Raw genomic sequence first — 14129 nt, forward strand, 5'->3', positions numbered from 1 at the left:
CCTTTACCTGGGGTTGCAAGGATTTTGACTTTTTGGCAATGTGGCTGCCGAGTCGAGCGAGTCCCCCGCAGTGGGTTTGCCGTACCAGTTCACAGGCGAGGTGATCACGATTCTGGAGCAGCCGCTGTTCGGGCAGCGCGTGCGCGAACTCAGGACAGCCCGCGGCCTGTCCCAGGCCGCGCTCGCCGAACCGGGCATGTCCACCAGCTATCTCTCCAGACTGGAGTCCGGGGCCCGGCCCCCGACGGCGAAGGTCGTGGCCTACCTGGCCGAGCGGCTCGAAGTGCCCCGGTCGGCGTTCGACAACGGCTCGTCCTCCGCGGTGACCCAGCTGCTCGCCCGCGGCATCTCCGCCGCCGACGGACGGGGCGGCGGCGAGGACATCCTCGACCTGCTCAACGACGCCGTCGAAGTCGGCACCGAAGTGGACACGGCCCTGCACTGGCAGATGCTCTGGATGCTCACCATGTCCTTCTCCCCCGGCACCGATACCGCCCACCAGGAACAGACCCTGACCCGCCTCGTCCGGCTCAGCGACGAAATCGGCCTGCCCGAACTCCAGGTGCGCTCCCGGGTCAAACTGGCCCGCTTCCAGCGGCTGTCCGGCTCCCCCGAGCTGGGCAGCGGCGTCGCGGAGGAAGCGGTCGCCCTCGCCCGCGAGCCCGGCGTCGACGCGGGAGACCTGGGCCGCGCCCTGCTCACGGCCGTCTCCGCGGAAGCCGAGTCCGGCCGGCTCACCCTGGCGAGGGAGCACGTGGACGAACTGTGCTCGCTGATCGAGGCCCATGCCGAACTGCCGCCGTCGCTCGCCGCCGAAGCCCGCTGGTCGGCCGCGAGCGTCCGCGTGCGCCAGGGCGAGTACGAGGCGGCCCGCGACCACCTCGAAGCCGCCATGCGGAACCTCGACAGCCACGACGACCTGCTGCTGTGGACCCGGCTGCGCATCGCCGCGGCCTCGCTCTACCTCCAGATGACCCCGCGCCTGACCGACCGGGCGGCCGCCGCCCTCGCCGAGGCCGAGGTCCCCATCGGCCTGATCGGCACGCCCCTGCACGAGCAGGAGTTCCATGTGGTCACCGCGCAACTCGCCTTCTACCAGGGCGACTTCGAAAGGGCCGAGGAGCTGTGCGTCAAGCTCGCCAGCGAACCGAGCCTGCTGTCGTACCGCGACGGCGTACGCCTGGAGATGCTGCGGATACGGCTGCGGTTCCAGGCCGGCGCCGTGCGGGAGGCGGTGAACGAGATGACCGCCCTCGCCACCCGGCTGCAGGACTCCTCCAACACTGACCTGACCGCCGAGGCCTGGCGCAACCTGGCCGAGGCCCTGACCGCCGCCGCCGAACAGAGCACCCTGCCGCAGGCCCGATGAGGACGAAGCCCATGCGCCCCGAGGTGCTGCCCCCCACCGCCCTGCAGGCGTTCGTGACGGTGACCGCCCAGGGCTCCTTCACCGCGGCGGCGGCCAGCAGCGGCTACACGCAGTCGGCGATCTCCCGCCAGATCACCACGCTGGAGGACCTCTGCGGCGTCAAGCTCTTCGTCCGCGAGACCCGCGGCGTACGGCTCACCGCCGCCGGCGAAACACTTCTGCCCCATGCGCGGTCCGTCCTCGCGGAACTGGCGGCAGCCGGACGGGCGCTGAACGCCGCCCGGCGCTGCGAGACCGGGTCGCTGCGGGTCGGCGCCTTCCCCACCGCCAACGCCACCCTGGTCCCGCAGGCCCTGGCCCGCTTCCGGACGGCGTACCCGAAGATCCCGGTGCACCTGTGCGAAGGCACCACCGAACGGCTCCTGCCCATGCTCGAAGCCGGGGACATCGACATCGCCGTACTCAGCACCCACACCCGGCGACTGCCCGCACCGCCCCTCCACCACCACGTGGTCCGGCTCCTCGACGACCCGCTGCTGTTGGCCCTGCCGAGCGACCACCGGCTGGCCGGGCGGCCCGAGGCGGCCTGGGCCGAGCTGGCGGACTGCGACTGGATCGTGGGCGACACGCCCGAGGCGCTGGCCGCGCTGCGATCCCTGTGCGAGAAGGCCGGTTTCGTCCCGCGCAACACCCTGCGCGTCAGCGAATGGATCGCCAAGCTCCGGCTCGTGGCGGCGGGTCTCGGCATCACCCTCGTACCCGGGCTCGCCCTCGGATACGTACCCGAGGGCGTGACCGTACTGCCGCTCGCCCCGGAACCACCCGCACGCGAGGTGTTCGCGGTGCTGTCGCCCCGGGCCCACTCCACCCCGTCGGCCCGCGCACTCCTGACCGAACTGCACACGGCCGGCCGGGCCCGCGCGACCCTAGGCGGGGCCGGGCCGATCCGCGACAGCGCGTAGACCGGTGAAGGCCCGCACCCGCCCGGTGATCGCCTGCTCGACGGGAAGCCGCTCCATCGAGGACGCCCCGTAGAAGCCGTGCACCTCCCCCTTGGCCGTGCGCATCACGTACGCCAGGTCCTCGGGCTCGGCGATGGGCCCTCCGTGGCACAGCACCAGGATGTCGGGGCGGACCGCCCGGGCCGCCTCCGCCCAGCTGTCGATCGAACGCACGCACTCCTCCAGGGAGTCGGCGCGCCGCGCCCCGATGGAACCGCCGACGGTCAACCCGAGGTGGCAGACGATCGCATCCGCACCGGCCTCCGCCATGGCGGCCGCCTGCTCCGCACCGAAGACGTACGGGGTGGTCAGCAGGCCGGCCTGCGCGGCGGCCCGGACCAGGGCCACCTCGCGGTCGTAGCCCATCCCGGTGTCTTCCAGGTGCTCCCGGAAGACACCGTCGATCAGCCCGACGGTCGGGAAGTTCTGCACGCCGACCACCCCGAGCCGGCCGAGCTCGGCGAGCAGGTGGGCGTGCCCGTACAGCGGGTCCGTGCCGTTGAGCCCCGCGACCACCGGGGTGCCGGGCACGACCGGCATGATCTCCCTGGCCAGCTCCAGGACCGTCTCGTTGGCGTTCCCGTACGCGAGCAGCCCGGCCAGCGACCCGTGCCCGGCGGTGCGGAACCGCCCGGAGTTGTAGAGCAGGACGAGGTCGACACCCCCGGCCACCTGGCTCTTGGCCGAAACCCCGGACCCGGCGCCGCCGCCGATCACGGGCTCGCCGCGGGCGGCCTTCTCCCGCAGCCGCCCGAGCAGCTCACCCTTGTCGAACTCCGCCATGTCGCCTGTCCCCCTGTTCCGTCCGTCGTCCGGTTCCGCCGTCAGGCCTGCTGCCTCATGTGCCGGACCACACGGCTGACATCGCTTTCCGCGAGCCCCTCGGCGACGGCGGCGGCGAGCGCACGCTGGGCGGCGGCGGTCACCCCGTCGGCGACGGCACCGGCCTCCAGGGCCAGGCGCAGGTCCTTCTCGGCGAGCCCGAGCCCGAACTGGGTCGGCGCGTCCGGCTCGGCGAGACGCTGCTTCACCCGGGTGGCCAGCGGGCCCACGGCCGTACCGGCGAGAGCGTCGAGGGCGTCGTCCGCGTCGACCCCCAGCCGGTCGGCCAGACGCAGGGCCTCGCCCATGGCCGCGAACGCGGACACGGTCATGCCGTTGACGACGAGCTTGAGCGCGGCACCGGCGCCCGGGCCGCCCACGTGCTTGACGGTGCCGAGCCGCTCCAGCACCTCCTTGGCCACCACGGCGTCCTCGTCGGAGGCACCGAGGAAGATGTTGAGCTTCCCGGCCTCCGCCTGCGGCAGGCTGCCCTGGACGGGCGCATCCACCAGCCGCACTCCCTCGGGCAGCCCATCCCGCAGCTCGGCCACGGCGGCGGGCCCGATGGTCGACATCTCGACGACGAGCGCACCGGCCCGCAGCCCCGCCCCGGCCGCGGCGAGCACCTCACGCACCGCGCGCGGGTCCGACAGCATGGTGACCACGACGTCGGCCACGGCCACGGCCTCGGCGGGCGACCCCGCCTCGCGCGCACCCCCGGCCACGAGCGCGGCGGCCTTGCCGGGCGTCCGGTTCCAGACGACGAGCTCGTGCCCCGCGTCCAGCAGCCGCTGCGCCATCAGCGCGCCCATGCGTCCAAGCCCAAGAAAAGCAACAGAAGTCATGATCCCAAGGTAAGAACCCCCCACCCCGGGCACCAGCGAAACTTCCGCACCACACCCATGCGCCTCCCTCATGGCAAACCACCCCCGCGTCGGCGGGGAGCAGCAAAAGGCGGAACTACGTTCGCACTGCGGTGCGGCCCGCGCGGCGTACAACTGGGCCGTCGGCTGGGTGAACGCCTCCTGATCACTGGGGAGACCTGTGCCTGTTCTTCCAGCATGGCTGACCGGCCTGTTGTGGGAGCCGACGTCCTCCTGAAGGTCGGCGACTGATCACAACATCACTTATGCCCTAGAGGCGGACGGCGCGGACGTGGTCGGCTGAGAGATGGAGTTCGTACGGCAGGCAGCAGTCGGAGCAGAGGGTCGCGACGAGGGTTCCGCGAACGCACAGCTGGTTCATTCCGCCCTCCGGGGTCGCTCCGCAGCAGGCGAAGGAGGCGTGCTGCAGTGTCAGGCCGCAGGCGTCGTCCGGGTTGATGACGATGTTGCCTCGCGGGCCCTGAGACACCAGCCACTGCCCCTCCCCGTTGCCCATCGTCCCGTAGCGCGGCATCGCGGGCCTTGGGACATCGGTGGCGACCAAAGGGGCACCGTAGGGCTCCGTCTCGATGGCGTACCGGCCTGACGGCACGGTTGCCGGCGACGGGCCCGGCTCGTCCGCGTCCCACCATGCGAAGAACGGGCAACAGACGCTCTCGCTACTGACTGGCCAACAAAGCCGGCTGCTCGGCGGCCGCCACCAGGTCCGGCCACCGGTCGCCACGCGACGGGTCTGCACCAGCACGGCGCCGCCCCGGCCGGCCGGGGTGAACAACAGCGCACGGTGACCGTCCTTCTTCAAATTTTGGTGTGTCTCATGAGACATCAAGCCCTATGCACCGCGGGCGCCTGAGCCAGTCAAGAGGGATCGCTACGACGGTGGAGTGACGGACCGCTTGCGACGGAAGGATTCGTTCTATTCGGTCATACCCAGCCCGTCGGGTGAGATCCGCGTGAGCCCGACAAGGACCATCGTCGTCCTGGGCGCGGGCTTGGCATAGGCAGCGCGGACCAGATAGCGCCCCGCCTCCAAGTCGATGCGCAGCCGGCCGAGGTCGTCGAACTCGGCGTTGGGCCCGGGAACGCCGGGCCAGCCGGAGTCCAGCAGGACCACTGGGCCCGGGACCTCCCAGACCACCTCCGCCTCCCACGACGCGGCCTCAAGCGCCTGTTCGACGCCGTCAAGCAGGGCGTCCTCCGAATCGGCGCCGATCCAACGCACGAAGCAGCCGTGCTCGGGCACATAGGTGGTCGACAAGGGCTCCCCGAGGACCAGGGCCTCCGCGCGTCCGACGGGAATCACGCCGAGGTGGCCCTCGACCTCGCAGGCCCTGCTGTAGTCGTCGTCGCCCGTGGTCGACTCGAAGTCGCATCCCTGCCAGGACGTCAGGAACTGTTCGGGCACCACGATGAGCGGCCCTCCCCCGGACTCGATCCACTCCCATGCCCCGTTCCCGTCTTTCACCATGCGGGAAAGCTACAGCGGGGTGCTGACATCGGGACGGAGCAGGGGGCCTGCTCTGATCCGTCCCATCCAGCACACGCGGCGGTCAGGGGCCCTGCTGGCGACTTGCCCGCCACCATCCGTGCCGCCGTCCCGTAGTCCGTCGCGGCGGTTTCGTACCGGCCCCGGCGTCGTGAGGTGGGTCCGCTGCCAGCGGCCGTGCGGCGAAGATCGACGGAGGGTGCTCTGGCGTGCTCGGCCCACCAGGCGTTCCCAGGTGCGGGTGGAACGGCAGTGTGGTGGCGGAGCATCGTGAGACACATGAGTGTCTGGAGAACCGTCCAGCTTCTGCTCGTAGGCTCTGCGGCCTGCGCGAGCATCGGCTCCACCCGCGGCCGCCACACCACAAGGGGCTCCCTTCCCTGCCCCCCTTCCAAGGTCACCGACCGTCCCGTCCCGAGCTTGCGGGTTGAGCCTCAGGGGTGGGTGCCTCTACGGGCTGGCACTGGCCACACCACTTTCGTCGACGGTGAACCGCCCGTTCGTGGCGCCGTTGAAAGTCCCGTTCTTGATCCACTCGGTCAGTGCCGCCTTGAGCGTGGCGTGGGGGCCGGCCCAGGGCTCGCCGGGGCGTCCGCCGTAGGGCGTTCCGGATTGCGGGGTGCAGCGCGGACCGGAACAGCCTTCGAGATGTAGGGCGTGGCTTGCGCACCGCACCTGCACCAGCGCCTTGTTCGTCATCGACGCGGGGAGGGCGTTGAAGATGGCGGACGAGTTGGCCACGCCCCCCGGCACGCCCAGGTCCTCGAACCCCTGGACGACCAGCGTGGGTGGGGTCAGCTGTCCCGCGACGGTGGTGTTCCAGCCGTAGCTGGAAAACGTTGGCGAGCGGGTGAGGCCGGTCGGGTTGTCGGGGGCGTCTCCTCCCCATTCACGCCCGACGGTCTCCTGCTGCCTGAGCTGCGCCGCGAACTGCTCCGGGCTGCCCGGGATGACGTGGCCGGTGCAGGCCGCCTCGCGGGCTGGCGGCATCAGCCAGGTTCCGGCCGCGGCCGTCGTGAAGGGGGTCACATGCAGCGGGAAGGTGGCGAAGCCGCCGGGCGGCGTCGTCTCCTCAGTCGGTCCGCCGAAGATCGGCGACAGGAACACGGTACGGTTGACCTTCGCGATGACCTCGGCGCTTCCGGCGAGGACCGGGTTGGCCGCGTACAGCGTCCGCCCGACGCGCTCCGCGCCGAGCGAATAGCCGATCAGGGTGACCTTGCCGTCCGTCGGCTGGGCTCGCGCGATGGCGTCGTCGATGACCTGGCGGATGTCGCGTACCCAGACGTCGGTGCGTGCGAAGCGGACGTTGCTCGAGTGCGGGCGCCGCTGCCCGCCCAGCGGATTGGTCAAGAGCAGCTCCCCCTGCCGATCGAGGGGGAAGACCGCCGGGAGGTGGGTTCGGTCGCACCCCTCGGGCCAGGAACAGCTGCCGTCCACGTTGAAGGGTCTGAGGCTCGCGTTGCCGGGATCGTCAAGGCCGGTCTCGAACCGCGTCGAACGGCCGTAGCCGAGCAGACTCGGGGCGAAGGTGTCGATTCCCGCCCGCGCGAGTCCCTCCTGCGCGCTGAGCTGGCCGCCTTCCGGGGCGGGGTGCCGCAGGTCGAACACCGCCGGGCCTGGTTGGACGCGACCGTGGATCAGCACCGCGGCCCTGTTGGTCACCCCTGGGCATCTGCCGTTCGCGTACACCGGCCGCACGCGATGCACCTGAATCCTCGCCGGGCGCCTGTTGAACTGGGGATCCGGCATGAGGCCGGGCGGCATCCTGAACGTCAGGAAGTGATTGCTGGCGGCGACGCCGGTCGGTACCTCGTCGCATTGCTCGGCCGACGGCTTGGCGGCAGCGGCCATTGATGTCGTGGCGGAGCCGAAGGCACTCATGATCAGGCAGATGCCCAGCAGGGGCCACCTCGTCCGGGCCCTGAACTTGTGGCGTTTGCCGGTCCACGCCCGCCGCCCGCGCTCCGCCCGCTCCGGTCTCTGGTTCGCAGGCCTGCCTGACGCGTTCGCCCGGCTTTCCGGGGCACTGTTTTCCGGGGCACTGTCCATGGCGTCTCCCTCAGTGCGGCTGCGCATTGGTCCCGCACGGCCGCCGTGGGGCTGTGCCCGCCTGTCGACTGGGCAGCCGTCAGCAGTATCCTTCGACGTGCCGTGACGCCTTGCGAGGCAAGCTCAGCCAAACGGACGGTCCACCCGCGCAGGCAGCTTCGCCGCCGTCCAGGTCACAGGAATGTCGACGGTGCTTGCTGCGGCTTTGAGGATCGCAACCAGGCACTCACCCCTGCGGGAACGGGAAGCGGGGCCGGTACCATCGGTGCCGGCCCCCAGCAATCGGTCCGCCTGCGTTCGGCCCGTCGCTTGCCGGTGAGAGAACCTGAAGGCGTGCACCTCTGCGGCGGCGTACGACGGCGGTCGCCGAGGCTGATCACGGATGCGGTTCGGCGCGGAGCCGGGTCGGCTGCGACATCGGGTGCGAGGGAGCGCATGAGGGCGGGCGCAGCCGAGGTCTTCGGCGGCATGGAGCAGGGACGGCGGCTCGCCGTACTTGCGGCCGAGCACGGCGCGGACGAGGGTGGGCTGCTCGGGGTGCACGGCGACGGGTTCGTTGGTCCGTCAGCCGCGGGCAGCGGGCTGCTTGCAGAGGCACTCCCGGCGGGCTCGGTCGATGTGGCCCAGGTCGTGAGCACGGTTGATCAGGACGACGACCCGACCATCAGGCCGCGCCCACAACATGTGCCGGCAACGACACCGCAGTCGGCCGGACCATCACCCGCCTCCAGGACATGGCACGCACCCACGACCACGACGTCGGCGACATGCGCGGCACGGCTCACCTCGCGCGGGAGGCGCTCGCAGGCGCCGTGGTCCGTGCAGCAGGACGACGGCTGGCCCCGAGCCGGTTCGGACCAGGTCACACAGGCCTTCTTCCGAAGCTGGCGGAGGGGGTGTTGATCAGAAGCGGAACATCTCGGCTGCTTCGGCCTCTCGCTGCCACGGGACCACTGATCATCACCGGCAGCCTTCCGGCTGTACGCCCGGAGCCGACGCGCCCCTGACCTGCTGCGTAGGAGCCGCGGGCCCGGCCTCCCGGCGGGCTACGGGGTCACGGCCTTGGCGCGGTCCGCGGCCAGGTGCAGGGCCAGCCCCGCCAGGACCGTTCCCATCGCGTAGCGCTGAATCCGCAGCCAGCCGGGGCGGCGGCCGAGGAAGGACGCGATGCTGCCCGCGCTCAGCGCGATCAGGCCGTTGACGGTGACCGCGACCGCGATCTGGGTCAGGCCGAGGGCGAAGCTCTGCACCGCAACGCGGCCCTTGGCCGGCGTGACGAACTGCAGCAGCAGGGACACGTACATGATCGCGATCTTCGGGTTGAGCAGGCAGGTGAGGAAGCCCATCGCGAACAGCTTGCGCGGCGGGTCCGGCGGCAGCGGCCGGGGCGAGAAGACCGCCGCACCGCCCGGCCTGACGGCCTGCCAGGCGAGCCACAGGAGGTAAGCCGCGCCGGCGAACTTGATGACGGTGTAGAGGACCGGCACGACGGCGAAGACCGCGGCGATCCCGGCTGTCACGGCCGTCAAGTAGACCAGGAAGCCGGCGGCGACGCCGGTGAGGGAGAGCAGGCCCGCCCGGCGTCCCTGGGCGACCGACCGCGTGACCAGGTAGATCATGTTCGGCCCGGGTGTGAGCACCATCCCGAGCGCCACGGCGGCCACGCCGAGTACGGCCTGCGCCTCCACGACGGAGGTGAGTTCGTCCATGCGGCGAGGCTACGTCCGCCCGTCAGCTCAGTGCAATGACTTCTTTGCACTCGGTGCAATGCGGGAGAATGGCCCGATGGAAGACTTCCGGCTGATCGCCGACGAGATCGCGGCCTCCATCGCCGCCGGGCGCCTGCGTCCCGGCGAACAGCTGCCCACCCAGCGGGCCTTCGCACGCCGCCGCCGAATCGCCCCCTCCACGGCGGCACGCGTCTACGCCGAGCTGGTACGGCGCAGTCTGGTCGTCGGGGAGGTGGGCCGGGGCACGTTCGTGCGCGCGGGCGGGGACGCGTCCCTGCGCGGGGTGCCGCTGGCGGAGCCCGCCGCAGCCCGGGTCGATCTGGAGCTCAACTATCCCGTCGTACCGGAGCAGGCGGAGGTGCTGGGCTCCGCGCTCGCACCGATGCTGCGGACGGACGCGTTGGACGCGGCCCTGCGTCCGGTCGGCGCAAGGGGCACACCGACCGCCCGCCGGGCCTTCGCGTCACTCGTAGCCTCCGGCGCCGATGGCGGGGCTGCCTGGCAGCCGGCCGAGGACGAAGTGCTCTTCGCGGGGAACGGGCGGCAGGCCATCGCCGCGAGCCTGGCCGCGCTGGTGCCGCCCGGCCGCCGGCTGGGGGTGGAGGAGCTGACCTATCCGGTGGTCAAGGCCATCGCGCAGCGCCTCGGCATCACCCTGGTCCCGCTCCCGACGGACGAGCACGGTCTGCTCCCGGACGCCCTCGGGGCCGTACACCGCGCCACCCCGCTGAACGCCGTCTACGCCCAGCCGCGCCTGCACAACCCGCTCGGTACGAGCCTGGCGCCCGAGCGCAGGGAAGCGCTCGCCGCCGCCCTGCGCACACTCGACCTGACCCTGGTCGAGGACGCGGTCTGGTCCTTCCTGCAGCCCGCGGTACCGCCCCTGGCGGCGTTGGCCCCGGAGCGCACGATCGTCGTGGACAGTCTCTCCAAACGCCTGGCCCCCGGTCTGAGCACCGGGTTCCTCGTGGTCCCGGACGCCCTGCGGGCCGCCGTCGGTGCGTCCCTGCGTTCGACGGGCGGGAACCCGAGCGGTTTCGCCCTGGAGGCTGCGGTCCGGTGGATCGGCGACGGCACGGTCAGTGCGATCGGCGCGGCGAAGCGGGCGGACGCGGTGCAGCGGCAGGCGCTGGCCCGTCGGATCCTGGCCGGGCAGCGGCTGCTGGCCGACACGTGCTCGTACTACACCTGGTGGCACCTGCCGCCGCAGTGGCGCGCGGAGACGTTCGTCGCGGCCGCCGCACGCGAGGGCATCGCGCTCACTCCCGGCGCCGCGTTCGCCGTCGGCCCCGGGGCTTCGCCGTCGGCGGTCCGCATCGGGCTGGCGTCGCCGCCCCTGCCCGTCCTGGAGCGTGCGCTGCGCCTCCTCGGGGAGCTGGCGGACGCCGCGCCGGAGGACCTGCTCGGTTGACCTCCGGCCACCCGGCCGACCACGACGCACGATCCCCCGGTTCTGATGCTGTTGTGGCCTCGGCAAGGCGGTCGAGACGCTCGTACAGGGCGCGGACGAGCCGGGCCCCGCCCCTGCATGCAGCGCACGGTGCCGTCCGGCGGGAGGGACAACTGATAGTCGGCGCCGGCCAAGGCACCGGCGGCGAGGACGCGGGCCGGGTGGTCGGCGGACAACCGGTCGGCTGCGCGCGGTGGACGTCAGCAGCGAGCGCGCTGATGGAGGCCAAGGCCGCGGGCGAAGCCGTGGAGAAGGCCGAGCCGCCCGCCCAGCCCACCGGTGTCGTCGACCTCATGGAGGCCCTGCGCGCGAGCGTCGAGCGGGCCCGCAGTCCGAAGGACACCGGCGGCCAGCGCCTCCGCCACCGGGTACGGGAAGAAGCCGGCCGCGAGGCAGCGCACCGCCGAGCTCGGGCGCTTCTTCGCTGCGGTCCCTGACCGAGGCCGAGCTGGCTGTACGAGAAGGCCACCGGGGCGGGCATCAAAGGACGCTCCGGCTTGACCCACGACCGGCTCGCCGACGCCCTCGCCAAGAGCCGCTGACTGGTCGCCGCCGCGGGGCCGCCGCTGCGGGCTGGCGAGCTGTCCTGAATTCTCACCTCGGGCCGAAAACGAGACCGTTCGCAAGCCGCTCCCGGGCCGCCTGCCCATGGGCCGGGTCAGGCGACCTCCTGGAGCTGGCGCAGTTCTGCCTGGCCGAAGAGGAGGGCGTAGCCGCCGGGGAGGTGGCGCAGGATCCGGGCGAGGAGGTCGGGGCCTGCCAGGCTTGATACGACGGAAAGGACTGCTCCGGTGTCCCAGCGGGCGATGGCGGGGGTGGCGCCGGTGCGGTCGGCCAGGTCCTTGATGAAGCCCCAGCCGGTGAGGTGTTCGGTGTCGGGGATCTGGGCGGTCAGGGCGAGGGCGGCCTCGATGGGCAGGCAGTGGGCGAGGTCGACGCGTTCGTCTCCGACGAGCTGCCGGCCGAGGGCGGCGAGAACGGTGCGGACGGCTTCCTCGGCGCGTTCGCGGGTGGGGTAGGCGCCTTCGTAGCGCACGCGTTCCAGCATCTGCTCGAACGTCATGGCGGGCGGGGCCTGGTCCGGTCGAGGCTGGTCGTACATGGTGCTGCGGCTTTCTCGTGAAGAGCCCGGCGTTCGGTCGGGCGGTCAGGTGGGCTGGGGGTGGCCGAAGAGGAGGTCGAAGCCGGGCGGGAGCTGGAGCAGGACCTCGCTCAGGAGGGCGTCTCCTGCTGCGGCGGCGACCGTGGACAGGACGGCGCCGACGTCCCACAGGGCCGTCTTCTCGGTGGCGCCTCCGATCCAGGCCGCGGTCACGCGGACGAAGCGGTCGGGGGAAAGCGGTTCGGCGGCCTGCAACGGGTTGAGGAGGATCAGGGCGTAGGTCTCGGGGAGGCGGGCAGCGAGCTGGGCGCGCACGGTGCCGACCAGGTGTGCGCCCAGCAGGGCCAGGACGACGCGGGCCACCCGTGCGGCCTCCTCCCGCGTTCGGTACTCGCCGCGTTCCTGGATGTGGTCCAAGAACGCCTCCGGGCGCATCGGCATCACGTCACCTCCAAGGCGGTGGGGAGGCGTCGACGGGGGTGCGGAGGACGGGTGCCGGAGGGGGACCGGTCCCGTCCTGCGCGGCTGGTGCGGCGTGTTCAGCCGGAGATCTGCTTGCGGCCGGACCCGCTGCCGACGGCGATCTTGCGGGGCTTGGCGCGCTCGGCGATCGGGATGCGCACGGTCAGGACACCCGCGTCGTATTCGGCTTCGATGTGCTCGGTGTCGAGGGTGTCGGCCAGCATGACCTGGCGGGAGAAGACACCCAGCGGCCGCTCGGAGAGCTCCATCTGCACACCGTCGGACTTGCCCGTGGGCCGGCGCTCGGCCTTGACGGTGAGCATGTTCCGCTCGACGTCGATGTCGATCGCCTCGGTGCTCACGCCGGGAAGGTCGAAGGCGATCACGTACACGTCGCCGTCGCGGTAGGCGTCCATCGGCATCACGGACGGCTTCGACCACGTGCCCGACGCGCCGGACAGCTGCTGAATGATCCGGTCCATCTCGCGGAACGGGTCAGTGCGCATCAACATCGCGAAACACCTCCAGTTGGTTCGGGCAGGAACTGCCAATGCGCTTCAACGTGCTCCCGTTGTAACACGTCATCGAAACGATGACAAGCAAGGAGTCACCTGGAGGATGACAGATCACGGAGACCCTCATGACCGAGGCCCCCCACCAGCCGACCCCGCCGTCACCTTCCTCGCCGCCGCCGCGGCACTGGAGACCGTCGACCAGGCCGTCCAGGACGCCCAGCGGCCCGCCGCAGGGACGCCGACGGCCGCGCCGCAGGCCGGCCCGCACCCAGCCCTGGCCGCGCTCCTGATGCTGTGCGAGGTCCGCGCGCAACTCGCCGGATCCGCGCCGGGTCTCCGGAGATCGACGTGAACCGGTTGTCGGTTATCTGACTGCCGAAGGTCCGCGCTCGTTGCGGTCGGGGACCGCCAATGCACCCCGTTCCCCGGCCGTCGCCGAACAGCTCGGCTAGAGCTGCCCGGCCGGCACCCGGCAGCACACCGCATGGGTCGGCGCCCGGCCTCGCCGCACTCGTGGGCGGGAGCCGGACGATGGTGAGCCAGTCGTGCTCGGCCTCGTACCGCTTCCTTCGCGACGGCGCGGTGTTCGGCAGTGCCGACAGGGGCTCCCGAAGATGCAGGATCGGGACTACGGGAGCAAGGTGAAGGTGGGGCGATCCAGGACCTGGGCTGACGAAACCGGGGCCACGTGAGTGGATGTGGGCCGTCGCAGTGTCGGCGGTGCCATTGTCAGCCGCCTGATGGCCCTTCTGCCGAGACCTCCAAGGTCAGCGCGGCTTCCAATGCATGCAATGGGCGCGTCTGGAAGGCAGATCCGTATGCCAAACATTCGCATCGATGCCCGCAGCCTCTCGAGCAAGTTCCTGATTGGCGGACATACCGACGCACCCGTTGACGGAACGACGATCACCTCGTTTGCGCTCGGCCCAGGAACCTACGCCTTCTTGCAAACGGGTTCGGCCGGCTTCAACTTTGATGTCACCCCAGATGGGCACGTTGCGTACGACCCTGCGCATGATGGGTTCCTCGGTGGTCGCGGAACCGACACACTCATCGTCCGAGGCTTCGCCACCACCATCGACGGTCGCGCTCTGTCCCACGACCTCACCCTCTTCCTCCTCGGCAACGCGGACGTCCTGTCACGCACCTCCACACACCAGCTCACACTCATCCCGGGGACCTACGCGATCGCACTGGCAGGCGCATTCGCCGACTTCCGGTTCACCCTCGACACAGAAGGCCGAATATCCCTAGAC

The 14129-nt window shown here is 71.4% G+C and carries 14 protein-coding genes and 1 pseudogene; 6 read left to right on the forward strand and 9 right to left on the reverse strand.

Going from position 1 to position 14129, the window contains the following annotated elements; translation table 11 throughout:
• The first annotated feature begins 100 nt into the window (after nucleotides 1-100).
• Nucleotides 101-1369, forward strand: coding sequence for a helix-turn-helix domain-containing protein (locus tag ACFV7Q_RS09690; protein WP_385425941.1), 1269 nt, complete (start codon nucleotides 101-103; stop codon nucleotides 1367-1369).
• 11 nt (nucleotides 1370-1380) lie between these two features.
• Nucleotides 1381-2331, forward strand: coding sequence for a LysR family transcriptional regulator (locus tag ACFV7Q_RS09695; protein ID WP_385425943.1), 951 nt, complete (start codon nucleotides 1381-1383; stop codon nucleotides 2329-2331).
• Here ACFV7Q_RS09695 and ACFV7Q_RS09700 read toward each other — a convergent pair.
• From ACFV7Q_RS09700 to ACFV7Q_RS09725, 6 genes are all read right to left on the reverse strand, one after another.
• A complete protein-coding gene (locus tag ACFV7Q_RS09700) occupies nucleotides 2296-3153 on the reverse strand; it encodes a phosphoenolpyruvate hydrolase family protein (RefSeq protein ID WP_385425946.1) in 858 nt (285 codons plus the stop codon). The two genes, ACFV7Q_RS09695 and ACFV7Q_RS09700, sit on opposite strands and share 36 nt — an antisense overlap.
• A 41-nt stretch (nucleotides 3154-3194) precedes the next feature.
• On the reverse strand, nucleotides 3195-4037 hold the full coding sequence (locus ACFV7Q_RS09705) for an NAD(P)-dependent oxidoreductase (RefSeq protein WP_385425949.1): 843 nt from the start codon (nucleotides 4035-4037) through the stop codon (nucleotides 3195-3197).
• A 289-nt stretch (nucleotides 4038-4326) separates the two neighbouring features.
• Nucleotides 4327-4620 (reverse strand): hypothetical protein, encoded by a 294-nt coding sequence (locus ACFV7Q_RS09710; protein WP_385425951.1) that lies wholly within the window; start codon nucleotides 4618-4620, stop codon nucleotides 4327-4329.
• A 372-nt stretch (nucleotides 4621-4992) separates the two neighbouring features.
• Nucleotides 4993-5544: an Imm21 family immunity protein gene (locus ACFV7Q_RS09715; protein WP_385425954.1), complete on the reverse strand. Its 552-nt coding sequence runs from the start codon at nucleotides 5542-5544 to the stop codon at nucleotides 4993-4995.
• Between the two features lie 468 nt (nucleotides 5545-6012).
• On the reverse strand, nucleotides 6013-7614 hold the full coding sequence (locus ACFV7Q_RS09720) for a hypothetical protein (RefSeq protein ID WP_385425957.1): 1602 nt from the start codon (nucleotides 7612-7614) through the stop codon (nucleotides 6013-6015).
• 1046 nt (nucleotides 7615-8660) lie between these two features.
• Nucleotides 8661-9323, reverse strand: a complete 663-nt coding sequence (locus ACFV7Q_RS09725) for a LysE family translocator (RefSeq protein WP_385425960.1) — start codon at nucleotides 9321-9323, stop codon at nucleotides 8661-8663.
• 76 nt (nucleotides 9324-9399) lie between these two features.
• On the opposite strand from ACFV7Q_RS09725, the gene ACFV7Q_RS09730 reads away from it, so the two are divergent.
• Both ACFV7Q_RS09730 and ACFV7Q_RS09735 read left to right on the forward strand, forming a co-directional pair.
• The gene (locus ACFV7Q_RS09730) at nucleotides 9400-10755 is read left to right on the forward strand and encodes a PLP-dependent aminotransferase family protein (protein ID WP_385425963.1); all 1356 of its coding nucleotides are present in this window, start codon (nucleotides 9400-9402) and stop codon (nucleotides 10753-10755) included.
• 200 nt (nucleotides 10756-10955) lie between these two features.
• Complete coding sequence (locus tag ACFV7Q_RS09735) at nucleotides 10956-11231, forward strand: hypothetical protein (protein ID WP_385425966.1); 276 nt, start codon at nucleotides 10956-10958, stop codon at nucleotides 11229-11231.
• Between the two features lie 221 nt (nucleotides 11232-11452).
• Here ACFV7Q_RS09735 and ACFV7Q_RS09740 read toward each other — a convergent pair whose 3' ends face one another.
• The 3 genes from ACFV7Q_RS09740 to ACFV7Q_RS09750 all read right to left on the reverse strand — a co-directional run bounded on the left by ACFV7Q_RS09740 (nucleotide 11453) and on the right by ACFV7Q_RS09750 (nucleotide 12870).
• Nucleotides 11453-11896 (reverse strand): DUF2267 domain-containing protein, encoded by a 444-nt coding sequence (locus ACFV7Q_RS09740; protein WP_385425969.1) that lies wholly within the window; start codon nucleotides 11894-11896, stop codon nucleotides 11453-11455.
• 45 nt (nucleotides 11897-11941) lie between these two features.
• Nucleotides 11942-12337, reverse strand: coding sequence for a DUF2267 domain-containing protein (locus tag ACFV7Q_RS09745; protein WP_385425972.1), 396 nt, complete (start codon nucleotides 12335-12337; stop codon nucleotides 11942-11944).
• 98 nt (nucleotides 12338-12435) lie between these two features.
• Nucleotides 12436-12870, reverse strand: a complete 435-nt coding sequence (locus ACFV7Q_RS09750; protein ID WP_385425975.1) for an Hsp20/alpha crystallin family protein — start codon at nucleotides 12868-12870, stop codon at nucleotides 12436-12438.
• Nucleotides 12871-12976: 106 nt separating this feature from the next.
• Between ACFV7Q_RS09750 and ACFV7Q_RS09755 the strand changes: the two genes are divergently transcribed.
• Nucleotides 12977-13225 (forward strand): hypothetical protein, encoded by a 249-nt coding sequence (locus tag ACFV7Q_RS09755; protein WP_385425977.1) that lies wholly within the window; start codon nucleotides 12977-12979, stop codon nucleotides 13223-13225.
• 466 nt (nucleotides 13226-13691) lie between these two features.
• Nucleotides 13692-14129 (forward strand): annotated as a pseudogene (locus ACFV7Q_RS09760) (hypothetical protein); the annotation flags it as partial.

It is taken from the genome of Streptomyces sp. NPDC059851, from assembly GCF_042732005.1.
Classification (GTDB): domain Bacteria; phylum Actinomycetota; class Actinomycetes; order Streptomycetales; family Streptomycetaceae; genus Streptomyces.

Excerpts from the sequence above, each read along its gene's own strand:
- ACFV7Q_RS09705 (WP_385425949.1), bottom strand. The coding sequence starts at position 4,037 with ATGACTTCTGTTGCTTTTCTTGGGCTTGGACGCATGGGCGCGCTGATG.
- ACFV7Q_RS09725 (WP_385425960.1), bottom strand. The coding sequence starts at position 9,323 with ATGGACGAACTCACCTCCGTCGTGGAGGCGCAGGCCGTACTCGGCGTG.
- ACFV7Q_RS09700 (WP_385425946.1), bottom strand. The coding sequence starts at position 3,153 with ATGGCGGAGTTCGACAAGGGTGAGCTGCTCGGGCGGCTGCGGGAGAAG.
- ACFV7Q_RS09755 (WP_385425977.1), top strand. The coding sequence starts at position 12,977 with ATGACAGATCACGGAGACCCTCATGACCGAGGCCCCCCACCAGCCGAC.
- ACFV7Q_RS09750 (WP_385425975.1), bottom strand. The coding sequence starts at position 12,870 with ATGTTGATGCGCACTGACCCGTTCCGCGAGATGGACCGGATCATTCAG.
- ACFV7Q_RS09745 (WP_385425972.1), bottom strand. The coding sequence starts at position 12,337 with ATGCCGATGCGCCCGGAGGCGTTCTTGGACCACATCCAGGAACGCGGC.
- ACFV7Q_RS09730 (WP_385425963.1), top strand. The coding sequence starts at position 9,400 with ATGGAAGACTTCCGGCTGATCGCCGACGAGATCGCGGCCTCCATCGCC.
- ACFV7Q_RS09695 (WP_385425943.1), top strand. The coding sequence starts at position 1,381 with ATGCGCCCCGAGGTGCTGCCCCCCACCGCCCTGCAGGCGTTCGTGACG.
- ACFV7Q_RS09720 (WP_385425957.1), bottom strand. The coding sequence starts at position 7,614 with ATGGACAGTGCCCCGGAAAACAGTGCCCCGGAAAGCCGGGCGAACGCG.
- ACFV7Q_RS09715 (WP_385425954.1), bottom strand. The coding sequence starts at position 5,544 with ATGGTGAAAGACGGGAACGGGGCATGGGAGTGGATCGAGTCCGGGGGA.
- ACFV7Q_RS09740 (WP_385425969.1), bottom strand. The coding sequence starts at position 11,896 with ATGTACGACCAGCCTCGACCGGACCAGGCCCCGCCCGCCATGACGTTC.